Origin of the sequence: Hyphobacterium lacteum, from assembly GCF_036330345.1 — a bacterium.
Lineage (GTDB): Bacteria > Pseudomonadota > Alphaproteobacteria > Caulobacterales > Maricaulaceae > Hyphobacterium > Hyphobacterium lacteum.
This window is the reverse complement of record NZ_JAZDRP010000008.1, coordinates 1-22,032: the sequence shown is the minus strand read 5'-3', so window position 1 is coordinate 22,032 and position 22,032 is coordinate 1. Positions and strand designations below refer to the sequence as shown.

Genomic DNA, 22,032 nt, shown 5'->3' with positions numbered 1-22,032 from the left:
GAGAGTATGATCCATGATCCGCAAACTGACCGTTCTGGCCGCAATCTCGGTGCTCGCTGCGTGCAGTGCGCCCGGAAACAATGCCAACGATCCTGCGACCAACACAGAGGCTGCCAGCATGACCCTGATAGACCGCGCGCTTCAGATCAGCGCGCCTGTTGCCGAGCAACGCCCCGTCACGATCGAACAACTCGGCCGTACCCGCGTCGATGAATACGGCTGGCTGCGAGATGACAACTGGCAGGACGTGATGCGCGACCCGTCGGTCCTGCAGTCCGATATCCGGGCGCATCTGGAAGCAGAGAATGCCTATTATGAAGCCGTCATGTCGCCGACCGAGGCGCTGCAGGAACGCATCTTCCAGGAAATCCGCGGCCGTATCCGCGAGGATGACAGCTCGGTTCCCGAACGCGATGGCGAGTTCGAGTACTACACGCGCTATCGCGAAGGCGGACAATATCCGATCTATGCCCGCCGCCCGGTGGATCCCACGACGCCGGAAGAGGATGTCGAGCAGATTCTCCTGGATGGCGATGCGGAAGCCGAAGGCATCGAATATCTCGATTTCGGCAATGTCGATCACAGCCCGGATCACCGCTGGCTGGCCTATGGCGTCGATACGCGTGGCTCGGAATACTACGAGATCCGCATCCGCGATTTGCTGACCGGTGAGGATGTCGGCGTCCTGACCGATGAGAGCACCGGCGACTTTGCCTGGGCGAATGACTCCTCGACCCTGTTCTGGGTCTGGCGCGATGCCAATGGCCGCTCCAAGCGTGTTTACCGCCAGGAGCGCGGATCGGCGGCCAGCGAACTGATCTATGACGAGGCCGATGACGGCTTCTTCGTCAATGTTGGCAAGACCGAGGGCGACACCTACATCGTGATCGGCACGGCCGGCCACACGACCAGCGAGGTTCGCCTGATCGACGCCGACAATCCCACTTCGGACGCCATTCTGGTGGCGGCACGCGAAACCGACGTCGAATATTCGCTGACCGAAACCGGCGACGGCTTCTACATCCTCACCAATCTGGATGGCGCAGTTGATTTCCAGGTCATGCGCGCGCCCATCGATGCCCCGCAGCGCGAGAACTGGGAAGCGGTGATCCCGCATCGGCCCGGCACGTTGATCAATGGCCTGCTCGGCTTCCGCAACTGGATGGTCCGTTCGGAGCGCGAAAACGCCCTGCCGCGGATCGTCGTACGTAATCTGGAAAGTGGTGAGGAACACACCATCGCCTTTGAGGAAGAGGCCTACTCGCTGGGGATTGATGCCGGATACGAGTTCAACACCGATGTGATGCGCTTTTCCTATGAATCGCCATCCACGCCGGAAGAGACCTATGACTACGATATGGCCACGCGCGAACGCGATCTGCGCAAGCGCCAGGAGATTCCCTCCGGTCACAATCCGGAAGACTATGTCGTGCGCCGTATCATGGCCCCGGCCCATGATGGCGAAATGATCCCGGTGACCATTCTCTATCACCGCGACACACCGGTGGATGGCTCGGCCCCGCTGATGCTGTACGGTTATGGCAGCTATGGCATCACCATTCCGGCCGCCTTCCGCGTCACGCCGCTGTCACTGGTGGATCGCGGCATGATCTACGCCATCGCCCATATCCGCGGCAGTCAGGCGCGCGGTTATGGCTGGTATCTGGACGGCAAGCTGGAAAACAAGATCAACACTTTCCGCGATTTCATTTCGGCGGGCGAGGCCCTGATCGAACAGGGCTTCACCGCTCGCGGCAATATGGTTGCCTATGGTGGCTCTGCGGGCGGGCTTCTGGTCGGCGCCGCTATCAACATGCAGCCGGACCTGTTTGCCGGAGCGATTGCGGCCGTGCCCTTCGTTGATGTGATCAACACCATGTCGGATCCGAGCCTGCCGCTCACCCCGCCGGAATGGCCGGAATGGGGCAATCCGATCGAGGATCCGCAAGCCTATGACACGATCGCGGAATACAGTCCCTACGACAACATCGCCGTCATTGATTATCCGCACGTCTTGGCCACGGCCGGACTGACAGATCCGCGCGTTACTTACTGGGAGCCGGCCAAGTGGACGGCCCGCCTGCGCGCGACGCGGTCTGACAATGGCCTCACCCTGATGCGCACCAATATGGGCGCGGGGCATGGCGGAGCTTCCGGCCGCTTCGATAGCCTTCGTGAAACCGCCGAGAACTGGGCTTTCGCCCTGATGACGGTCGGCCTGGCCGATGAAGAGGTTGCCGAACTGGCGACCGCCGCGGAATAGACAGAAAATTCGGGGGCGGCCGATGAGCCGCCCCCGGTTTCGTCACTCCCTGATCGCGAAATCGATCTGCGTGGTCACACCGCGCTGAACGATCGGTGTGCCATTGTCCATGGCTGGCGAATAGCGCCACCGCTCGACGGAGCGGATCGAATTGCGCTCGAACCCGTTGTTGGAACAATAGCTGGCGCGGATATTGATCGGCGTCCCGTCCGTGCCGACATCGAAGATCATCGAGCAATAGCCCTCTATCCCGCGCTCCAGCAGGCGTGGCGGATAGATTGGCGGTATCCGGACGATAGGTGTCGGATTGGCCGTCCCGGCAAACCGCATATTGCCGGTGTTCAGCCCCGGATCCACGATCGGCGGCAAGGTTCCGATAATCACATCAATACCGGTATTGGGCGGTCCTGATCGCGGAATCTCGATTGCCGGTGGCGGCGGCGGAGGATCGACTGCGTCCACCGGCTCAATTTCTTCGGGCGGCGGCAATCCGATCACTTCCACACGTGGAAACAATTCGTACTGGATCTCTGTAATCGCCGGACCCGACTCTCCCTCGACACTGATCAGATAGGCCATCAAGGCCGCCAGCGATATAGTGATCAGCCCGGCCAGAGGCAGGCTCATCGTGGTGCGTAACAGGCGCTGCATAAGGCGCTCCCCTTCCAAAAGCGCCCCCCTCTTCCCCGAACATGACTGTTTCGTAAGAATTGGGCGAAGGTGTGCCGGGATCGGGATTCTTCAAGGCAAGAAAAAACCCCGGTCACAAGGACCGGGGTTCTCTGTTCAGATCGAGGCGATGCTTATCCGGCGTCGGACTCGCTGTCCTCTTCGGTTTCGGCTGCCGCCTGTTCAAACCCGTAGCCACCAATCTGGTCGCCATACTGGTCGAAATAGTTCTGACAGCGTTCCGGAACGTTGATGATCGCCCGGCCTTCTTCGTCGAAATCGTCTTCGCTACCGGTAATGGTCACGAGGTTGATCGCTTCACGAACCGTGTTGCGGCATTCCTCGGTGTCCACACGAACCCGCAGCTCGGCGCGTTGCGTTTCGGCATTGATCTCGTTCGTAATGAAGGAGATCCAGCCCGTGCAGGTGCGGCGGCTGTAAGAATAGCCGGTGCACTGACGGAAAGCGGCGAGAGCGCCCTGGCGGTTGTCCAGCTCATAGCGGACATTGCCCAGGAGCGCGATGGCATCACCCGGACGCGACAGGCCGCCACGGTTGATCGACGTCTCGAACGCATTCTCGGCTTCGGCCAGACGGTTTTCATTGTAGAGCGCTTCGGCGAGGCGCAGATAATCTTCGCCATCACCCTGCGCAGCCACAGCCTGCAGCACCGGAATGGCACGCTCATACTCGCGGGCCTGGCGCCACATATTGGCGAGGATTTCGAGATTCTCGTTGGTCCGCGAAACGCGGCCGGCATTCATCTCGCGCTCGAGGATGACTGCGCCCCGATAGGGGTATTCGAAATAGCTGTAGTACTGGGCCAGACGGACAAGCTCGCGCTCATCGGTCAGCATGCCGTTCAGATACATCAGCTTGTTGGCTTCGAACGCACCCGACTCATTATTGGTGCGAGCCATCAGCGCCACCAGCGACGTCCAGATATTCCGGTCTCCGGGCCAGCGCTCGACCATGTCGGAGATCAGACGAAGCTGATCCGGCACGCGCTCCAGCTGCTGATAATAGAGCAGCAGCATGTCATAGTTCCGGCGTTCGCGCGGGCTCGCCATGTTGTACTGGGATTCCGCATAGCGCAGGCCGCCACTGTAGCGATCCGCCTGGGCATAGGCCTGGGCCAGCAGCATGGACAGGCCAGCCGTCAGGTCCGCGCCTTCACGCAAGGCCTGCTCGAGGGAGTTGATGCCCTCCGTGTAGCGCTCGGTAATGATATAGAGCTGACCGACATTGGTCCGCAGTGCGGTATTCTCGTCGAGAAGGCCGGCACCGGTATTGATCGCACCTTCGAAGTCGCGGATCGCCGCCGGGATGTTGTCCTGGCTGTAATAAGCCACGCCGCGCATCCGCAGGATAATGAACCGCTCATACGAGTTGATCTCGCGGCCGAGCAGCGGCGTCAGCGTATTCAGCACGCAGGTATAGTTTTCCTCGTCGAGGCAGGCCTGCGCGGCGAGGATCGGTTCACCGATCGCTGCCGACATGGTGCGGTTTTCAGCGTTACTGGCCTGCTCGTCGTCGTTCCGGTTCCGGCGCTGTGCGTCGGCATCCGGTACGGCCACGGCCAGAGCGACCATGGAAGATACTGCCAAAATCAAAAGACGGCTTAGCATCGTCTCACCTCTGTTTTGTCCCAGCCAAGTGGTGCCCTGAGGCACCACCGCTAGCGAAGGCCACTAGTCGGCCAGTTCATACTCGATACGTGTCACCACGCCCCGGCGCATTTGCGGCACCCCGTCCACGATCCGTTGGCTGTAACGCCACCGCTCGACCGCACGAACGGAAGACCGCTCGAACAGGCTGCTGGTGCAATAGGTAGCCTGGATGTCCACCGGTGTACCATCCGGCGACACGTTGAAGGTCATGTCGCAATAGCCTTCCGTACCGCGCTCTGCAGCGCGAACCGGATATTGCGGCGGAATGCGGACCAGCGGCTGTGCATCACGGTCGGACACGTTGAAGCTGACATTACCTGAATTCAGTTCCGGCGTGTCGAACTCCGGAATGTTGCCGACGATCGTCGACAGGCTTTCCGACGGGAGGTCGGCCGCCTGGCGCTCCACTTGCGGCGGAGGGGGCGGCGGATCAACCTGCTGCACGTCGTCGATCGACGTGTCGCGGGTCCGGGCGTTGAGCTCCTCGACTTCCTGAGTGATGTCGAAGGTAAGATCCTCGCCGGCTTCTTCGAACTCGACCTCATCAACGCTGATCAGAGTACGCATCAGCATGAACAGGCCGAAGGTAATGATGATGGCAACCGGAATGCCAATGAAAAGTCGAACAATGCTTCCCATTTCCGCCTCCTAGTTGTTCCGTCCGGAAATCGTCACCGGAACCTCGAGTTCCATCAACATTTCCTGGACATCCAGCACCGTACCGATCGGTGCGCCTTCATCGCCCTGGATCATCGCCTCTGCCCGCGGATTTTCCGCCAGCAGCTGCTCCAGCACCCGGCGGACTTGCGTGATCTCGTAGGGATCGCGATTGATCCAGATCTCGTCCGTGTCCGTCACAGCCACCAGAATGGTCGGCTTCTCGTCATCGAGCAGCGCGATATCCGGACGGACGACTTCCACACCGGGCTCTTTCACGAATACAGCGGTCACGATGAAGAAGATGAGCAGGATGAAGACGACGTCCAGCATGGGCGTCATGTTCAGTTCTACATCTTCTTCTTCGACTTGTACCCGGCTCCCACGTCGAGCCATGTTACTCTCCCGTCCTAGCTGTCTTCAGCGGTCGCCCGCTGAATGGATACCGGAATGCCGTTGACGCGCATGTCGTCCCAGATGGTCGACACAGTGCCGTGAAGGGCTTCGTCATTCGGCTCGATGAGCACTGCACTCTGGGGCGCTTCCGCGCGGATCCGTTGCACAGCAGCAAGAACGCGATCCTCACTGGTAGACCGCTGGTTCACAAAGACGCGGTTTTCCGCATCAATCTGGACCAGGATCACCGGGTTCGGCTCGGTATTCTGCGGCTCATCATTCGGCGGTGGCGGCGTCATGTCGAAGCCCTCTTCCTGAAGGAAGGTGGCCGTGACGATGAAGAAGATCAGGAGGATGAACACGATGTCGAGCATCGGCGTCATGTTCACTTCGGCCTGATCGCCTCCTCTTTGCCTGCGTTTCCTCATCGCTCCTACTCCAGCTCGAGTTGATCAGCGAGCTTGTTGATCCGGTGTTTGGACAACCGCTCGATCTGGTTGGAGAAGATGAGACCCGACAACGCAGCCACCATGCCGGCCATGGTGGGAATGGTCGCGCGGGACACACCCGCGGACATTGCCCTGGCATCGGACGATCCGGCAACCGCCATCACGTCGAACACCGATACCATGCCGGTCACCGTGCCCAGCAGACCGAACAGTGGAGCGACCGCGACAAGTGTCTTGACCAGTTCCACATTATGCTCGGCCTTCTGACGGGCTTCCGAGATCAGCTGGTCGCGAATGGCGTGGGCCGTCCACGACGTGTGATCCGAGCGTGCAGACCATTCCTTGAGCGCCCGTTTCGCATCACCCGCCTGGGCGATGAAGAAATAGGCAAGGCGCTCGAGGATAAAGGCCCACATGACGAACGTCAGAGCCATGATCAGGAGCAGGACAGGCCCGCCCCGATCAAGGAATTCGTTCAGTGGTGTTAAGGCTCCCTGGAAATCCATGGGAAGGACCTCCTTTAGCTAGCGCCGCCGGCACGTTCTTCAGCGTGACGCGCCACGATACCAGCTGCCTGCTCTTCCAGCGTTTGCTGTACGCCGCGCGAATAGCTGGCAGCGAAGCTATGAAGGAACAACAGCGGGATGGCGGAAATAAGGCCCAGCACCGTGGTGATCAGGGCTTCCGAAATACCGCCTGCCATGGTGCGCGGGTCACCGGTACCGAAGATCGTGATCTGGGTGAAGGTCTTGATCATGCCGGTCACCGTACCGAGGAGACCCAGCAGCGGAGCAATACCAGCCGCCAGCTTCAGGAAGTTCAGACCGAATTCCAGCTTCGGCGTTTCCCGGAGGATGGCTTCATCCAGCTTCAGCTCGATGACTTCCTCATTGTGATCCTTGACCGATTCATAGGCCAGCATCACGCGGCCGAGGGAGTTGCCCCGGGACGGCGTAGAGCGGCGTTTCTGACCGGCAACAGCCATCGATTCGAGGATCAGCATCAGCAGACGGAACAGGCCGAATGCCACCGAGACAGCCAGCAGGCCGAGAATGATACGACCAACCAGACCACCTTGTTCGATCCGTTGCTGAAGATCCGGGATTTCGCGATAAACCAGCAGCAGCTGACCCGAGGACGGATCAACCGGACCGGAAACGATTTCGCCCGGCTCTGCATTGTACAGAGCGACAGCAGCCGCACGCAGCGGTCCCGGCGGTTGCGAGCCCAGTGCCGCCAGCGAATAGCTGCCGCCACCGATCTGGCCATCCGGGATCGCCCAGCGGGCATAGGTCGCCGTGCCACCGCAAACAGCGTAGGACACGAACACACCCACGCGGACCACCGAGTAGTCGCCCGAGCAGGACAGGTCAGCCACCGTGCCGTCAAAGGCAGCAATGTCGGCCTGATAGATCATCTCTGCGGTAATACCGCGCCAGATTTCATCCAGCTCCGCACGGGTCGGAAGAACGCGGCTGTTGGACAGTTCCAGCAGGGCGTCTGCACGGCCCGGATGCTGGGCGCTGGCCAGAGAGCCTTCGATCAGCGATCCGAATTCGCCGGCCGTCTGGCGGGCGACACCGAAAAGCTCACCGAATTCACCCTGCGCCTGGCGGAGCTCTTCCGCCAGCTCGTCAATGCGAACCTGGTTGGCGTTGAACTGTTCTTCCAGGCTGTCAGCCTGACGCTCCAGGCCTGCCAGGGTCTGGCGGGCGCCGGCCAGCAGAGAGGTCTGCCGGTTGCGTTCCGACCGGAACTCCTGAAGGCGTTGCTGGTTTTCTGCAGATGCTTCACGCACGTCCGAACGCAGACGGCCAAGAAGCTCGTTAATGCTGGACGCCGGCGCCGATTGGGCCAGCGCGCTGCCTGCAATAGCCGTTCCGATAACGACCGCTGCGGCAATGGATTTGAGATTGATTTTCATCGCAATTACTCCGTCAGGGCCGATTTACTGATCTGCCGAACCAGGCAGCGGAACGGTGAACACTTCCGGCGTCGTCACTTCGCGGGCGATACGGAAAGCGCGTTGCACTTCGCTCGTATAGCTGCCCGGCAGCGAGACCCAGTCGTCGGCACCACGATACAGCATGGACAGGCTTTCATCCGGATTTTCGCGGATCAGAGCCACACGGCCGATCTGCAGATAATCATAGGTGACCGGCTGTTCGTTCTCGATCGTCTCTTCCGAGAACACCCGCATGCCGCGGCCATAAGAGGCTTCGATCTCATAGCGGTTCAGAATGACGCGGTACTTTTCAGCCGCGGAGACTTCCGGATCGTCGATGAGCTCATAGAGCTCTTCGATTTCCGCCAGACGGTCTTCCTGCTGGAAGGGAAGGTCCAGCTCGATGAATTCGCGAAGATTATCGACCATCTCGCGCAGCATCGGGATCAGGTCGCGCTGAATATTGCCAACGCTGTCGATCTGGAGCTGAAGGGAGTCGATCTCGTTCTGCTGCGACTGAACGAAAACCTCTTGCTGAGCGACATAGAGCCGCTGGCTTTCGATCTGCTGCAGAAGAGCGCGATATTCGAGTTCTGCGTTGGTGGCATCATCATCGAGCTGATCGATCTGCCGTTGCGTGCTCGCGCCATCCTGGGTGGATTGTGCGCCTGTATTCAGCGCTGTCTGGATTTGCGCATCCGCAACACCGGCCACGCCAACGGAAAGCACCGCTGCTGCGACTGAAGTGCGAAGCCACTTATTCAAGTTCGCCATGTCTCGCCTCACATTGAACGGCGCGGGTCTTGAACCGCCACGCCTGACTGACTGTTTGTGCTTTGCCGGTGCCCCCGCACCGGTCTCGCCCCTGCTTGTTCTGAGGCCGGACGGCATGCACGCCGGCCCGAACCTGCAGATTCCATATAGAAGTGGGAAGAAACTTGTCTTGACCCCTTCCCCTTCGCTCTGCGGAAGTTGGCCTTCCGTCTCGTTTGGCGAATTACGCCTTCTTAATGCGAGACGCTACCGAACTGGCGCGACTCAATCAATAGACCGAGCCCACCCGAATGCGGTGCGAATAGCAGTTTTATGCCTAATTCTCGCCTCAGAGGGGAAAGCGCCGTAATTACAAGCCGCAAAGCGCGAATGCTCTAAGCGGAAGAGCCGCATGTGGGCAGGCAAAACGGCCGTTCACAAAAAATTGTTGCAGTTGGAGCGCAGTCACGCGCTTTCAAACACGCGCGGAACCCGGGTGAACGGGGTGTTGATTCTTGTCTCGGAAGGATTGGCTGGGGCGCCAGGATTCGAACCTGGGAATGTCGGTACCAAAAACCGATGCCTTACCACTTGGCGACGCCCCAGCAGACGGCCTGTTCGGCTCAGCGGAGGCGCTAGATAGCGGCTCACTGCAGATGATGCAACGGGCTGATGCTGTAGTGATTGAATCCGGCTGTCGATGTGTATATAAGCCCGCGCTCCGGTCGGAGTATAGCTCAGCCTGGTAGAGCACCGTCTTCGGGAGGCGGGGGTCGCAAGTTCGAATCTTGCTACTCCGACCATTCACTACCGCCTCATCCACCCCATCAATGCCGACACCTGTTGCCGATATGCGTCGCGGCGGGACAATCGCGCTGACTTTCCCTCGCCATCTCCGGCACAATATGCGCATTGTAACCTTTAGTGTGTGCAAATCGGGACAGTCCCATGAAACAGTTTTTCGTTACGCTTTTCGGATCGATCATCGGTGTGATTATCGGATCCTTCCTCACGCTTATTCTTGTGATCATGGGGATTGGTGCGATGTTCAGCGCCATGAGCGCAGATGCCGAGCAGTCCGCCGGACTGCCGCAAGGCCGGCTGGTTCTCGAGGTCGATCTCCGCGAACCCCGGCTCGACCAACCGTCCCGTTCACCTTTCGCGTTCGCCGAACCAGCCTCGATTGTCGATCTGGTGCGCCTGCTGGACCGGGCCGAAAATGATCCGCGTGTGGCTGGCCTTTTCATTCGCGCCAATGAATTCGGCATGGCCCCGGCACAGGCCGAGGAAATCAACCGCGCCATCGCCTCTTTCCGCGAATCAGGCCGCCCCGTCATTGTTCACTCGCAGGGGTTCAATTCTACCTCTGTGACGACCTATCTGGCGGTGGCCAGCGCTGACGAGATCTGGCTGCAGGATACAGCCAGCTTCGCGACGGCCGGCCTGGCTGGCGAAGTCGGTTTCTTCGGTGATGCTCTCGAGCGCTTCGAAATCGATGCCGATTTCATCCAGTTCCTCGAATACAAGAACGCGCCCAACACCTATACGGAAAACGGTTTCACACCGGAGCACCTCGAAGCCACCCTGTCCTATTTCAACTCCATCTACGATACCGCCATCGCCAATGCTGCGGCGGGCCGGACGATTGATGCCGACAATATGCGCACGCTGATCGAGGCCTCCCCCTACAGCGCCGAGGATGCGCTCGAATCCGGTCTGGTTGACCAGCTCGGCCATGTTGCGGCTGCCCGGCAGGCCGCCATCGGCCGCGCTGGCGGCGGCGCGACTATTGCCGATATCGAGGACTACCGTTTCAGTGGCGTGCTCGACCAGAACGGCCCCCGCATCGCGTTGATCGAGGGCCAGGGCTCCATCGTTACTGGCGATGCGCTGGCTTCACCTTTTGGCGGCGATCCGATGATTGGCGGCGATGCCATGGCCGAGGCGATCAGCCATGCTGCCGCCACGCCGGGTGTCGAAGCCATTATCGTCCGCGTCGATTCGCCTGGCGGTTCATCCATTGCGTCCGACCAGGTCTGGGACGCCATCCGGCGGGCTCAGGGCAATGGATTGCCCGTGGTCGTGAGCATGGGATCGGCCGCCGCTTCGGGCGGTTATTACATCGCCGCGCCCGCCGATCACATCGTGGCCAACGCCTCGACAATTACAGGCTCGATCGGTGTCTTTGGCGGCAAGATCAATCTGGGTGGCGCATTCGGCTTGCTCGGCGTCAATTTCGAGCAGGTATCGGTTGGCGGTGAGTTTGCCGGCGCCTATTCGGCCAATGAGAACTGGACCCCGGAACAACGCGAGGCCATTGAGGCCGGGCTCAGCGAAATCTATGACGATTTCACGCAGCGCGTCGCCGAGGGCCGTGATCTGTCCGCGGAACGTGTGTCGGAAATCGCGCGCGGCCGCGTTTGGACCGGCCAACAGGCTCTGGAGCTGGGCCTGGTCGATGAGGTGGGCGGCTTCATGGACGCGGTCGCTGCAGCCCGCCGGCTGGCGGGTATCGAAGAAAACCGGACCGTGCATCTCCAACGTTTCCCGCGCGAGCGGACACCGTTCGAGGCCTTCCAGGAATTGTTCGGGGTCAGCGCCGAAGGCGCACAATCCCTCGCCCAGCTGAATGCGCTGATGAACACACCGGAATTCCAGGCGCTCATGGAAGCGCGGCAGGCGAACAGCTCCGGTCAGGAATTGCGCTCGCCAGCTGTCCAGCCACGCTAGATCAGGCGGTAAACACACCCACGATCATCAGGCCCAGCATGCCGATGACGAGCACAATGGCGTAGGTGAAATCCAGTGACAGGGTCCGCAGGACGGACATGATACGGCCATGCTCGTAAACAATCCTGTGCATCCTGTAGACATAGAAATTGCTCCATAACAGGAAGATCAGGATCGCCCACTCATTCAGGAGCGGCCCCAGCAGATTAAGTATGATGAGCAGCAACAGGATGAAGGCGTGGAAATGTAGCGACACGACCAGATGGTCGTAGAAATAGAATCCGCGCCGCCAGATCTGTCCGAATGCCAGAATCAGGGCATGGACAGGCAACAGGATGATGAACAGATATGTCATCGACTCCTGCATGGCATCGAACCAGCGGCTGGGATCGCGGATAATCACTTCCAGCTGGTTGGCCAGCACCAGCCGCAGCGAATAAGGCATTTCGGAGAACCCGCTTAGCTGGACACGCCCGAGCCCTGGAACCTCGACCAGATCACTGACATCCTCGCCCTCCGGCCCGGTCGGGGATGCATCAAACTCCTCGGGCACCAGATAACGCCGCATTTCGCGTATCGCGGCTTCGCGCCGCATTGCCAGCGCTTCAGGCGAGCGTAATGCCTCATTGGCCTGATTTAGCGCGCCGTCCGCGCCGGCGGCCTGTTCCTGTATTTCGGCCAATTCCGCTGCAACTGCCGGGTTTGACTCCTCAAGACGGCTTTCCAGCTCGTCCAGTGCTTCGATTGTGTCCTGGTCCAGTTCGATCGGCTGGGCACTGCGGACGTCGGTTCCGTCGCCGAATCCCCGCCAGAACACCGCGATAAAAATCACGCTGGCCACCAGAAACAGCCTGAAAGGTTGAACGTAACGCGCCCTGACACCGCTCAGATAATGCCGGGTCAACCGGCCAGGCTGGAACATCAGCTTGGGCAGAGTCCGCCAAAGCTTGCCATCAATCGACAGCATCCCGTCCAGAACCTCCCAGAAAAGACTCCAGATCGGACGATGAAAACTGTCTGCATCCTGGCCGCAGCTGTGACAGACGCGGCCTTTCAGCGGCGTTCCGCAATTGCTGCAAGTGCCATCAGCCTCTCGCGCGAAACGGGAACGCGACTGCCTTCCGGCTTCGCGCGCTTCCGCAGCTATCGAGTCCGCTACGATTCCATCAGAAATCGGATCCGACATGAAAAAGCCCTCCCCCTTGCGCGCACATTACGCGCAGGGAGGAGGGCCGCAAAGCCTTATTCAGAAAGGTTTAGTTTGAAGAGGTCTCGTCCGCACTGCCCGCTTCGCCGTCCATATCGGCAAAGCACATGAAGCGGGTCCGGTGAATGTGGACGATGTTGTCTTCCCATCCGGTCACTTCAGGACTGACCACCGCGCGGTTCACATAGAAGACGATCGGCACCAGTGGCATGTCGTCAATCATCATCTGCTCGGCGTCTGCCAGCATGCTGGCGCGGACTTCCATATCCAGTTCCTGGTTGGCCCGGGAGACAAAATTGTCGAACTCCGGATTGCGGTAACGCGAATAATTCATCGGAATCGATCGCGTCTCTGCCAGGAAAAGGAAATTATACGGATCGTTATAGTCAGCGATCCAGCCGCCATCACCGATTTCGTAATCGGCAGACCGCAGATTTTCATAGTGAATCTGGGTTTCGATCTGGATGATGTCGACATTCACCCAGTCAGCGATGCTTTCCCAGTCCTGCTGAACAACGGGAGCGATCCGCGGATTGTCACCGGTGGAACGGTGTGTGTATTCGAACTCCAGCGGATTGTCCGGTCCGTAACCGGCTTCCATCAACAATTCCCGCGCGCGCTCGCGGCGCTGTTCCATCGGCCATTCAGCCCATTCGGCCGAAACACCCCCAGCATAATTCACGACGCCCGGCGGGACGAGCGAATAGGCTGCGGCGCGGCCGTCACGATAGATTTCCTCAGCCAGGAATTCACGATTGATGGCCATGCCCAGCGCATTGCGGACGCGCGGATCGGCAAACGGCTCGAAGTCATTGTTCAGCGAGAAATAGACCGTGCCCATGAACGGATGCACACGAACATACTCGCCCATATCGCGGCGCAGGCGATCGATATGCTGCCCCGGGAATTCATTGTTCAGGTCGAGCTCGCCATTCTGCACCCGGCGCACACCGGCTGCGGCATCAACGGTCGGATAGTAGAAGACCTCGTCGATGCAGACATTTTCGTTGTCATAGAAGGTTTCATTCCGCTCGACATGAACGAAATTATTGGTCGACCATTGTACCAGCCGATAGGGACCATTCACCTGGATATTCTGCGGCTGGATCCATTGATCGCCATACTGTTCAACGACATGCCGCGGCACCGGGAAGGTCGTGTAGTGCGTCAGAAGTCCCGGAAGATACGGGGCCGGAAATTCCAGACGGATTTCAAGCGTCCGGTCGTCTAGCGCCTCGACACCAACAGCGTCCGGCGGCATGGCACCGGAATTGACCGCCTCTGCATTCTCGATCGGATAGAGCAGCGAAGCGTACTGAGCCAGCGTGGCCGGATTCAAAATGCGCTGGAAGGCGTATTCAAAATCACCAGCCGTCACCGGCACACCATCGGACCAGACAGCGTCGTCACGCAAAGTGAACGTCCAGGTCAGACCGTCTTCACTGACATCCCAGCTTTCTGCCATGCCGGGGATCGGCGCGCCCTCAACGTCATCTGTGAAGAGACCGATGAACATGTCACCGATGATATTGTTCTCCCAGGTTCCGCTGGCCTTGTGGGGATCGAGCGTCAATGGCTCAGCGCTATTGCCGCGGTGCAGCACAACGACGTCGGCTGAATTATCGCCTCCACCGCAAGCCGCAAGCGTCAAGGTCGAAGCTGCCAGCAGCAGCATGGTCTGGAATCTGGATTTATTCATCATGGTCAGGACCCTCTCCGTTCCCGATCGGTCAATCTGTAACTCTGCACCTGATATTGCGTCATATGGTCGACAGCGCCATGACGCTCACGCATAGTCTGCGAAACACAAACGTCGATAGCAAGTTAACCATGAACACACGATTACTGGCCATCTTCTTTTCAGCATCCGTCTCCCTGCCGGCTCTGGCCCAGGATGATGCCTCCCCTCTGTCACCGCTTTTCCAGTGCCGGGCGATCACCGATGACGCCCAGCGTCTGGCTTGTCTCGATGCGGCCGTCGATCAGCTTTACGCGTCCGAGAATTCCGGCGAAATCATTGCCGTGGAACGCGCCGAGATCGAAGCTGCGGAGGAAGCCACCTACGGGCTGAACATTCCGCAGTTCAGCCTTCCGCGCCTGCCGTCCGTTGGCCTGCCTTCATTCTCGGGTGGTGAGTCAGACGATCTCGCTGACGCCGCGGACACGGCAGCGCCAGGGACCTCTTCGGGCAATGACCAGACGACGGCACCGACCCGCCGCGTCGAGCGTGATGATGATGGCGCCATTACGCGCATATCCGGTCTCCCGGTCCAGAATATCGAACGGGACGCCTATGACCGGATGATCATTACGCTGCAGAACGGACAGGTCTGGCGGCAGATTGATGACACCCGCGTTCTTTATTCGCGGCGTCAGCCCTTCACGGAGATGTCGGTGGCCGTTCGCAGCGCCGCGCTCGGCTCTCACATGATGCAGCTGAATGACCGGGGCCGCTGGTTCCGGGTCCGCCGCGAGCAATAACCCATCCTGTCTCCCGCGTTTCCAGAGGAAAGCGACATGAAAAAGACCCTTCTGGCTTCGGCCATCTTTGTCTCCGCCACAACGGGCGCCTTCGGACAGACGTCGGATCCGATTGACGATATTCTGGTTTGCCAGCAAATCGCCGATCAGGCAGCCCGCCTGGCCTGTTTCGACGCGGCTGCCGTGCAGCTCGCCGCCGAGCGGGACAATGGTCTTGTTGGTATCTATCGGGACGATATCGAAGCCGTCGAGCGCGATGCTTTCGGTTTCGATCTGCCGAGCATGCCGAGTATCAGCCTTTCCATGTTCAGCGGCCGCGGCAACAGCCCGGACCCGCTGGACCCGTCCACGACACCCGAGCGCCTCGCAGCAAACGAACCGGCTCCCGCCCTGCAACCGGCCACACCAGCCGAACCCGCCCGTCGGGACGCCGAAACCAATGTTGCGGCCAATACGGCCGAGCCGGTGCGGGACGAAGCCGAAGAAGAACGCCGCAGCCTGATCTCGCGCATCCCCGGCTTCGGTGGCCGCCGCGAATCAACAGAGCCCTCACCCGCCGCGCAGACCACCTCTTCTCAGGCGATCAATGGCGTTCAGGTCGTCGAACGCAACAATGAAGGCGGCGTGGAACGTATCGTCATGGAAATCGAGCGGATCCGTGAAATCGCCTATGGCCGCCACCGTTTCTACATGACCAACGGTCAGGTCTGGGTGCAGTCTGGAACGGAGCGTTTCCGTTACGACGAAGATGCCAACAATTTCGCCGAAATCCGCCGCGCGTCCTGGGGCAGCTACTTCCTGCAGATCAATGGTGAAGGCCGCGCCCTGCGGGTGCAGCGGGAGCGCTGATCAACGGTCTTTCGGGTCGATGGCGTCGCGGACGCCATCGCCGATAAAGTTGAAGCAGAAAAGCGTCAGCATCATCGTGGCAGCCGGGATGAACAGCGTCCAAGGCGCCTCCTGCATGTCCGCCGCGCCATAGGCGATGAGCCGGCCCAGCGAGGTCAGCGGTTCCTGCACGCCAAGCCCCAGGAAGCTGAGGAAACTCTCTGCGAGGATCACGACCGGAATGGTCAGAGTCACATAGACAATCACCGGCCCCAGCACGTTCGGAATGATATGCCGGCGGATCGTCGACAGTTGAGACACACCGGCCGCCCGCGCTGCTTCCACGAATTCCATATTCTTGATGGCGATGGTCTGTCCGCGAACAATCCGCGCCATGGTTAGCCATTCAACGGCGCCGATGGCGACAAAAATCAGGATGATATTGCGACCGAAAACTACCATCAGGATGATCACAAAGAAGATGAAGGGAAGCGAATAGAGAACATCGACAATCCGCATCATCACCTGGTCGACACGCCCGCCGATGAAGCCCGCTGTCGCTCCCCAGAACACGCCAATGACCAGCGACACCATCGAGGCCACAACGCCGACCATCAGCGACACACCGAGACCGATCAGAGTTCGCGCAAACAGGTCGCGACCCTGAGCGTCGGTTCCGAAAATGTGCCAATTCTCCAGCGTCGGCTCCAGCCAGACGCGGTCACGATAAATGGTCTCGTGACTGTGCGGCCAGACGAAAGGCCCCACAATCGCAATCAGGACCAGCAGGCCCAGAACGATCATGCTGCCAACCGCTGCCTTGTTGCGGAACAGGCGGGCGACTGCGTCATCCCAAAGCGACCGGCCTTCAATGGCGGCGGTCTCGATCGCTTCAGCGTTCTGTTCGGATCCGATTGTGGTGTTCACTCGAACTTCACCCTTGGATTCAGCGCCGCATAGAGAAGATCGGCCAGCAGATTGAGAAGAATAATCAGCGATGCGTAGAGTATGACGACGCCCATGACGACCGTGTAGTCACGTTGCAGGGCAGCCATCACGAATTGCCGCCCGATGCCGGGAAGCTGGAAAACCTGCTCGATCACGATGGATCCGGTCACCAGAGCCGCCGAAGCCGGACCGATATAGCTGACCAGCGGCAGGATCGCCGCGCGCAGGGCGTGCCGGAACAAGACCGCAGGGCCCGACAGGCCCTTGGCGCGCGCCGTCCGGATATAGTTCGAACGCAGCACTTCGATCATGCTGGCCCGCATGAGGCGCGAGACAATCGCGATTTGTGGCAGGGCCAGTGTCACAACCGGCAGAACCAGTCGTTCCGGTGTCATACCGAGGCGCGGATCTAGACCGCCCATGGGCAGCCAACCCAGATAGAGCCCGAAAACCAGGGCGAGTATTGGCCCCATGACAAAGGGCGGGATTGTTATCCCCCCCATGGCAAAGCCCATAACGGCAAAATCCGTCGCCTTGTTTTGCCTGAGCGCCGCCAGTGAACCGAGTATCGAACCTACGAAAAGAGCCAGCAAAATCGACAATGCGCCAATCGTGGCACTGACGGGGAAACCTTCGACAATGATATCTGACACCGTCTTGTCGCGGAAACGCAGTGACGGGCCGAGATCAGCCTGCGCCAGATCGCCCAAATAGGACAGGTATTGCTCGTGCAGCGGCCGGTCCATGCCGAAATGCTCGAGAATGTTCTGGCGAACTTCTTCCGGCATGGGACGTTCAAGATCGAACGGACCACCCGGAGCCGCCCGCATCATGAAGAATGCGACGGTGATAATGACCAGTATTGTGGGTATGGCGATCAGTAATCGCCGGGCGATGTATCCGAGCATTTACGCACTAACCCTGCTGGCTTTGACCCACCGTTCATGCGGTGCACTGGTAAGTCAATCAATAGCCCGGCGCAGTGTGAGGCCATTTGGCTGCAGGCCCGCCTCCGCTCCGGAGGCCACAAAATAGCCCGGAATTGCCTGAAAGAAAGCAAGAAGCAGCAAAACAAACACAGCACGGCGAAGTCTCGCTGATATAAAATTAATGGTATTTATCCATGCCGGCATGATACAGCCCGTCCTGTTTCGGGGCTTCCCACGCAAGCCTCGGGCCGTTAATCACAATCCGGTGTGCCCGGTATCGGGCGAAGGTGATGGAAGTCAGGCATGAACAGCGCCTTCTGGTGGTCAGACTGGGCATACCGCGACGGGGTGGTCTCGATTAAGAGCACCGGCCACAAATTGCCCCTGCGCCGGAAGTTTATTGCCGTCTGCCTCAACTGGCTGATCTTCTATGTATGTATGGAAGTCTGGCGCGTCCTATCGATGCGCCGGAAAGGTCCCAGGATCGCCTTCACGCCGGAACGCCCGCGTCCGTGGTATTTCATCTGGGCCTGCACCCATGCCATTGGCGGGCGTATCGTCCGCGATGAAGCGAAAGCGGACCTCACCATCTATTTTGAAGATCAGACAGTCTCTGCGCTGCCCGTATTGCCGGATACCAGGGCGCACATGAATTTCGCCTGCTGCGACGTTACCAAGACCCATGTCGCCCGCATATTCGAGGAAACATTCGGCTACTCCATCGGCGTCGATCCGCTGAAATTTGTGGGTCCGGTCGTGGAAAAATCCGAGGTTAATGGCGCCCATGACGGTCAGGTTCGCCAGGCTCCGTTCGAGCCGCTCGCCGACCGCGCCTATCAGCGCCTGATTGATAATCGCTGCCGCGAGGAACAGGTCGCTGACTATCGCTGTGTCATCGTCGGGCGCGAAATGCCGCTGCTCTTCATCAAGAAGCGCCAGATCGGCAAGCGGTTCACCAATATCAATTGTGAGGTCAATCTGGTCGAGACCAGCGAGGCCTTTTCGCAGCAGGAAATGGATCTGCTGATCGAATTTGCCGCCCGCATGGGCCTGGAATGGGGCGCTCTGGACGTCCTTCGCGACCGCAATGACGGGCGGATCTATGTTGTTGACGTCAACAAAACCAATATCGATCCGCCGATCGCCCTGCCGCTGAAAGACAAGCTGAAAGCGACCAAGCGGGTGGGCCACGCCCTGAAAGCATTCGTCGAAAGCCGGGTTCAGGGATAAAGACGGCTCTTCGTCCAGCCCGCGCCTTCCTGATCAAACACCAGCCGGTCATGCAGCCGGAACGGCCGGTCGCGCCAGAACTCGAAATGCATAGGCGAAAGGCGGAAGCCTGACCAGAAGTCCGGCCGTGGCACTTCGCCAATCCCGAAGCGCGCCGCTTCTCTTGCCACAGCCTTTTCCAGTGCGAACCGGCTTTCCAGCGGATGTGACTGCTTTGACGCCCAGGCACCGATCCGGCTATCGCGGGCGCGGCTGGCGAAGTACTCATCCGCGTCCTGCCGGGACACCGGCTCGATCGACCCCCTCACCCGAACCTGACGCCGCAGCGTTTTCCAGTGAAAACAGATCGCGGCCTGCGGATTGGCCGCAAGCTGTCGACCCTTGGCGCTTTCCAGGTTCGTGTAGAAAACAAAGCCGCTGCTATCGAAATCTTTCAACAACACCATGCGGACGTCGGGCAGACCGGACGGGTCTGCGGTCGCAAGCGCCATCGCATTGGGATCATTGATCTCCCTGGCCTTTGCATCGGCAAACCAGTCCGCAAACAGTTTGTAGGGGTCTTCGCGGTCAAAAATCTCGGCGGCATTGGCATCAGCCGCCGCCTGATAGTCTTCCGCGCTCGGGGATGCGGGTATATCGCTGGTCTTCCGGCTCATGTCTTGGCTCCTCACCCCGCCATATAGAGGGTTTGCCCCCGTCAACCAATCGGGAACCTTCCTCACATTAGGTTTCACTTCATGTGGGATGACAGCCCGGATACTCAGGCCGCTCTGGCGCGGCTTGGCCTTGATGGCCGCTCAAGCCTGGCAGACGCCAAGGCCGCCTTCCGGCACAGGGCCAGAGCTCTTCATCCCGATCATACGCCCGCCAGCGAAAAAACCTTGCTTGAACTGGCCGAATGCATCCGCGCGATCCGGCATCTGGAAAATAGCGCACCCGTGGTCTTTGAGATTTCGCTGGACGCAGAAGCCGCCGCAAACGGCGTAACACGGTCGGCTGAATACAAGGGCCGCAGCGGGGTCTTCCGGATCGCTGCCGGAAGCCAGAATGGCGACATCGTTCCGGCGATTGGCGATCCATCCTTCAAGGCCGTGATTGCCGTCGCCCAAACGAATCCGGCATCCGCGAAAGAAACGCCCCGTGGCGGGCTCAGCGCATTTGTCGATGAATTCGCCACCCGCGAACCGGCGGCCCGCTTTGCCGGATGGCTGCGCAAGGCGCACTCCGCGGCGTGACGCGATAGCGGCGCTGTTCTAGTTTGCAGGAAAAGCAGGCGGCAGGTGCATGTCACACAATACATTCGGAAAACTGTTCAGGGTCACGACCTGGGGCGAAAGTCATGGTCCCGCACTCGGCGCTGTCATTGATGGCTGCCCGCCAACCTTGCCGCTATCGGAAGCCATAATCCAGCCATGGCTGGACAAACGCCGCCCCGGCTCCAGCCGCCATGTCTCGCCGCGCCAGGAAACCGATCAGGTGAAAATCCTGTCCGGAGTATTCGAGGATGACCGCACTGGCGGTCCCGTGACCACAGGCGCGCCCATCGCCTTGCAGATCGAAAACATCGATGCCCGCTCGAAGGATTATGATGCCATTCGCGACAAATGGCGGCCGGGCCATGCCGACTATACGTATGATGCGAAATACGGGCTGCGGGATTATCGCGGAGGCGGTCGCTCGTCCGCCCGCGAGACGGCGGCACGCGTGGCCGCTGGTGCTGTCGCCCGGCAAATTCTCGGCGAGACGGTCCATATCGAGGGAGCACTGATCCAGATCGGCGACAAGGCCATCAACCGGGCCAACTGGGACAGTTCTGCCATTGGCGAAAACCCTTTCTTCTCACCGGATCCGGATGTCGTTGGCGAATGGGAGGAATTGCTGGACGCGTTGAGGCGCGATGGATCCTCGACCGGTGCAATTGTCGAATTGAACGTCTCCGGCATTCCTGCAGGCTGGGGAGAGCCGGTCTATGGCAAGCTGGATGCGGAACTGGCCGCAGCCATGATGTCGATCCCGGCTGCCAAGGGAGTCGAGATCGGTGCCGGTTTCGCCGCAGCTGCCATGCGCGGTGAGGACGCTGCTGACCAGATGCGGGCTGGCGAAGACGGGCCGGTTTTTCTCTCCAATCACAACGGCGGTGTCCTGGGGGGCATTTCGACCGGTCAGGACCTCGTCATACGCGTGGCAATCAAGCCCACCTCCTCCATCCGGATCGAACGGCAGACCCTGGATCGTGATTTCAACGAGACCACGATCGAAACGCGCGGGCGGCATGATCCCTGTGTCGGTATCCGGGCTGTTCCGGTTGCCGAGGCGATGGCGGCCATCATTCTTGCGGACCAGTATTTACGGCATCGCGGCCAAATCGGCTGATCCGCCTACCTGAACCAAGTGTTCATGTTAGCGTCATTCCGGCTTCGTTAACCTTCTTGCAATGGGTCGCTCTACGCGGCTATTCCGAGAGGAGAAGCAATCCATGCTCAATTTCAAGACTTCCTGCCTTGTTGCAGTCTCCAGTCTCGCTGTCGCGGTGATCGCCACAGTTGAAGCGCCAGAAGCACAGGCGGCCGTCCAGCAGGCTGAGAACCAGTTGCTCGGCGCCAGCCTCCAATCCCCCGGTGAAATGACCCTTGCCCAGAATGACGGTCGTCGTGGCGGCCGTGGCGATGGCGCGCGCGGTGGCCGCAGGGGCGGCGGCGGTGGCGACGGAGCCCGAGGCGGCCGCAGAGGCGGCGGCGAAGGTGCCCGCGGCGGTCGTGGAGGCCGCGGCGGCGGTGGCGGCGCCAGCGGAGGAGGACGCCGGACGGTCGGTACGCTTCCCAATGAAAGCGGTGGTTTCAGCCGTCATGAAGGCCGTGGCGGTGGCGACGGACGGGG

General features: G+C 59.9%; 21 protein-coding genes and 2 tRNA genes. 8 read left to right on the top strand and 15 right to left on the bottom strand.

Annotation, left to right across the window (positions count from 1 at the left end; translation table 11 throughout):
- The first annotated feature begins 13 nt into the window (after positions 1–13).
- Positions 14–2,263, top strand: a complete 2,250-nt coding sequence (locus V0U79_RS11655; protein ID WP_330199688.1) for a S9 family peptidase — start codon at positions 14–16, stop codon at positions 2,261–2,263.
- A gap of 42 nt (positions 2,264–2,305) precedes the next feature.
- On the opposite strand, the gene V0U79_RS11650 is transcribed toward V0U79_RS11655, so the two are convergent.
- The 9 genes from V0U79_RS11650 to V0U79_RS11610 all read right to left on the bottom strand — a co-directional run bounded on the left by V0U79_RS11650 (position 2,306) and on the right by V0U79_RS11610 (position 9,407).
- The gene (locus V0U79_RS11650; RefSeq protein WP_330199687.1) at positions 2,306–2,914 is read right to left on the bottom strand and encodes an energy transducer TonB; all 609 of its coding nucleotides are present in this window, start codon (positions 2,912–2,914) and stop codon (positions 2,306–2,308) included.
- Positions 2,915–3,066: 152 nt separating this feature from the next.
- Positions 3,067–4,524, bottom strand: a complete 1,458-nt coding sequence (locus V0U79_RS11645) for a tetratricopeptide repeat protein (RefSeq protein WP_330199686.1) — start codon at positions 4,522–4,524, stop codon at positions 3,067–3,069.
- Positions 4,525–4,623: 99 nt separating this feature from the next.
- Positions 4,624–5,241, bottom strand: a complete 618-nt coding sequence (locus V0U79_RS11640; RefSeq protein WP_330199685.1) for an energy transducer TonB — start codon at positions 5,239–5,241, stop codon at positions 4,624–4,626.
- A 9-nt stretch (positions 5,242–5,250) separates the two neighbouring features.
- On the bottom strand, positions 5,251–5,655 hold the full coding sequence (locus tag V0U79_RS11635) for an ExbD/TolR family protein (protein WP_330199684.1): 405 nt from the start codon (positions 5,653–5,655) through the stop codon (positions 5,251–5,253).
- A gap of 14 nt (positions 5,656–5,669) precedes the next feature.
- A complete protein-coding gene (locus V0U79_RS11630) occupies positions 5,670–6,083 on the bottom strand; it encodes an ExbD/TolR family protein (RefSeq protein ID WP_330199683.1) in 414 nt (137 codons plus the stop codon).
- Between the two features lie 5 nt (positions 6,084–6,088).
- Positions 6,089–6,610 (bottom strand): MotA/TolQ/ExbB proton channel family protein, encoded by a 522-nt coding sequence (locus V0U79_RS11625; RefSeq protein ID WP_330199682.1) that lies wholly within the window; start codon positions 6,608–6,610, stop codon positions 6,089–6,091.
- 14 nt (positions 6,611–6,624) lie between these two features.
- Positions 6,625–8,028, bottom strand: a complete 1,404-nt coding sequence (locus V0U79_RS11620; protein ID WP_330199681.1) for a MotA/TolQ/ExbB proton channel family protein — start codon at positions 8,026–8,028, stop codon at positions 6,625–6,627.
- A gap of 24 nt (positions 8,029–8,052) precedes the next feature.
- Positions 8,053–8,823, bottom strand: a complete 771-nt coding sequence (locus V0U79_RS11615) for a DUF3450 domain-containing protein (RefSeq protein WP_330199680.1) — start codon at positions 8,821–8,823, stop codon at positions 8,053–8,055.
- A gap of 509 nt (positions 8,824–9,332) precedes the next feature.
- Positions 9,333–9,407, bottom strand: a tRNA-Gln gene (locus V0U79_RS11610).
- Between the two features lie 121 nt (positions 9,408–9,528).
- Here V0U79_RS11610 and V0U79_RS11605 point away from each other — a divergent pair.
- Both V0U79_RS11605 and sppA read left to right on the top strand, forming a co-directional pair.
- A tRNA-Pro gene (locus V0U79_RS11605) sits at positions 9,529–9,605 on the top strand.
- A 145-nt stretch (positions 9,606–9,750) separates the two neighbouring features.
- Positions 9,751–11,532 (top strand): signal peptide peptidase SppA, encoded by a 1,782-nt coding sequence (sppA, locus tag V0U79_RS11600; RefSeq protein WP_330199679.1) that lies wholly within the window; start codon positions 9,751–9,753, stop codon positions 11,530–11,532.
- Position 11,533: 1 nt separating this feature from the next.
- On the opposite strand, the gene V0U79_RS11595 is transcribed toward sppA, so the two are convergent.
- Positions 11,534–12,718 (bottom strand): DUF3667 domain-containing protein, encoded by a 1,185-nt coding sequence (locus V0U79_RS11595; RefSeq protein WP_330199678.1) that lies wholly within the window; start codon positions 12,716–12,718, stop codon positions 11,534–11,536.
- A gap of 70 nt (positions 12,719–12,788) precedes the next feature.
- Entirely contained in the window at positions 12,789–14,438 is a 1,650-nt protein-coding gene (locus tag V0U79_RS11590; protein ID WP_330199677.1) for a peptide ABC transporter substrate-binding protein, read from the bottom strand.
- Between the two features lie 131 nt (positions 14,439–14,569).
- Between V0U79_RS11590 and V0U79_RS11585 the strand changes: the two genes are divergently transcribed.
- Positions 14,570–15,220, top strand: coding sequence for a hypothetical protein (locus V0U79_RS11585; protein ID WP_330199676.1), 651 nt, complete (start codon positions 14,570–14,572; stop codon positions 15,218–15,220).
- Positions 15,221–15,256: 36 nt separating this feature from the next.
- Positions 15,257–16,069 (top strand): hypothetical protein, encoded by an 813-nt coding sequence (locus V0U79_RS11580; RefSeq protein ID WP_330199675.1) that lies wholly within the window; start codon positions 15,257–15,259, stop codon positions 16,067–16,069.
- On the opposite strand, the gene V0U79_RS11575 is transcribed toward V0U79_RS11580, so the two are convergent.
- Positions 16,070–16,975 (bottom strand): ABC transporter permease, encoded by a 906-nt coding sequence (locus V0U79_RS11575; RefSeq protein WP_330199674.1) that lies wholly within the window; start codon positions 16,973–16,975, stop codon positions 16,070–16,072.
- Positions 16,972–17,904 carry an ABC transporter permease gene (locus V0U79_RS11570; RefSeq protein ID WP_330199673.1) on the bottom strand — a complete coding sequence of 311 codons (933 nt, stop codon included), beginning with the start codon at positions 17,902–17,904 and terminating at the stop codon, positions 16,972–16,974. The genes V0U79_RS11575 and V0U79_RS11570 overlap by 4 nt, the downstream gene beginning before the upstream one ends.
- Positions 17,905–18,228: 324 nt before the next feature.
- Between V0U79_RS11570 and V0U79_RS11565 the strand changes: the two genes are divergently transcribed.
- Entirely contained in the window at positions 18,229–19,155 is a 927-nt protein-coding gene (locus V0U79_RS11565) for an ATP-grasp domain-containing protein (protein ID WP_330199672.1), read from the top strand.
- On the opposite strand, the gene pdxH is transcribed toward V0U79_RS11565, so the two are convergent.
- Complete coding sequence (pdxH, locus tag V0U79_RS11560) at positions 19,146–19,811, bottom strand: pyridoxamine 5'-phosphate oxidase (protein ID WP_330199671.1); 666 nt, start codon at positions 19,809–19,811, stop codon at positions 19,146–19,148. The two genes, V0U79_RS11565 and pdxH, sit on opposite strands and share 10 nt — an antisense overlap.
- Before the next feature lie 81 nt (positions 19,812–19,892).
- Here pdxH and V0U79_RS11555 point away from each other — a divergent pair, with 81 nt between their 5' ends.
- Positions 19,893–20,390, top strand: a complete 498-nt coding sequence (locus V0U79_RS11555) for a hypothetical protein (RefSeq protein WP_330199670.1) — start codon at positions 19,893–19,895, stop codon at positions 20,388–20,390.
- A 49-nt stretch (positions 20,391–20,439) separates the two neighbouring features.
- Complete coding sequence (gene aroC / locus V0U79_RS11550; RefSeq protein WP_330199669.1) at positions 20,440–21,528, top strand: chorismate synthase; 1,089 nt, start codon at positions 20,440–20,442, stop codon at positions 21,526–21,528.
- 79 nt (positions 21,529–21,607) lie between these two features.
- Here aroC and V0U79_RS11545 read toward each other — a convergent pair.
- Positions 21,608–22,032 (bottom strand): hypothetical protein (locus V0U79_RS11545; protein ID WP_330199668.1); only part of this gene is annotated, 425 nt, incomplete at its 5' end.

What these genes read in the sequence shown, in the direction of transcription:
- V0U79_RS11655 (WP_330199688.1), top strand. Translation starts at nt 14, where the DNA reads ATGATCCGCAAACTGACCGTTCTGGCCGCAATCTCGGTGCTCGCTGCG.
- V0U79_RS11650 (WP_330199687.1), bottom strand. Translation starts at nt 2,914, where the DNA reads ATGCAGCGCCTGTTACGCACCACGATGAGCCTGCCTCTGGCCGGGCTG.
- V0U79_RS11645 (WP_330199686.1), bottom strand. Translation starts at nt 4,524, where the DNA reads ATGGTCGCTCTGGCCGTGGCCGTACCGGATGCCGACGCACAGCGCCGG.
- V0U79_RS11640 (WP_330199685.1), bottom strand. Translation starts at nt 5,241, where the DNA reads ATGGGAAGCATTGTTCGACTTTTCATTGGCATTCCGGTTGCCATCATC.
- V0U79_RS11635 (WP_330199684.1), bottom strand. Translation starts at nt 5,655, where the DNA reads ATGGCTCGACGTGGGAGCCGGGTACAAGTCGAAGAAGAAGATGTAGAA.
- V0U79_RS11630 (WP_330199683.1), bottom strand. Translation starts at nt 6,083, where the DNA reads ATGAGGAAACGCAGGCAAAGAGGAGGCGATCAGGCCGAAGTGAACATG.
- V0U79_RS11625 (WP_330199682.1), bottom strand. Translation starts at nt 6,610, where the DNA reads ATGGATTTCCAGGGAGCCTTAACACCACTGAACGAATTCCTTGATCGG.
- V0U79_RS11620 (WP_330199681.1), bottom strand. Translation starts at nt 8,028, where the DNA reads ATGAAAATCAATCTCAAATCCATTGCCGCAGCGGTCGTTATCGGAACG.
- V0U79_RS11615 (WP_330199680.1), bottom strand. Translation starts at nt 8,823, where the DNA reads ATGGCGAACTTGAATAAGTGGCTTCGCACTTCAGTCGCAGCAGCGGTG.
- sppA (WP_330199679.1), top strand. Translation starts at nt 9,751, where the DNA reads ATGAAACAGTTTTTCGTTACGCTTTTCGGATCGATCATCGGTGTGATT.
- V0U79_RS11595 (WP_330199678.1), bottom strand. Translation starts at nt 12,718, where the DNA reads ATGTCGGATCCGATTTCTGATGGAATCGTAGCGGACTCGATAGCTGCG.
- V0U79_RS11590 (WP_330199677.1), bottom strand. Translation starts at nt 14,438, where the DNA reads ATGAATAAATCCAGATTCCAGACCATGCTGCTGCTGGCAGCTTCGACC.
- V0U79_RS11585 (WP_330199676.1), top strand. Translation starts at nt 14,570, where the DNA reads ATGAACACACGATTACTGGCCATCTTCTTTTCAGCATCCGTCTCCCTG.
- V0U79_RS11580 (WP_330199675.1), top strand. Translation starts at nt 15,257, where the DNA reads ATGAAAAAGACCCTTCTGGCTTCGGCCATCTTTGTCTCCGCCACAACG.
- V0U79_RS11570 (WP_330199673.1), bottom strand. Translation starts at nt 17,904, where the DNA reads ATGCTCGGATACATCGCCCGGCGATTACTGATCGCCATACCCACAATA.
- V0U79_RS11565 (WP_330199672.1), top strand. Translation starts at nt 18,229, where the DNA reads ATGAACAGCGCCTTCTGGTGGTCAGACTGGGCATACCGCGACGGGGTG.
- pdxH (WP_330199671.1), bottom strand. Translation starts at nt 19,811, where the DNA reads ATGAGCCGGAAGACCAGCGATATACCCGCATCCCCGAGCGCGGAAGAC.
- V0U79_RS11555 (WP_330199670.1), top strand. Translation starts at nt 19,893, where the DNA reads ATGTGGGATGACAGCCCGGATACTCAGGCCGCTCTGGCGCGGCTTGGC.
- aroC (WP_330199669.1), top strand. Translation starts at nt 20,440, where the DNA reads ATGTCACACAATACATTCGGAAAACTGTTCAGGGTCACGACCTGGGGC.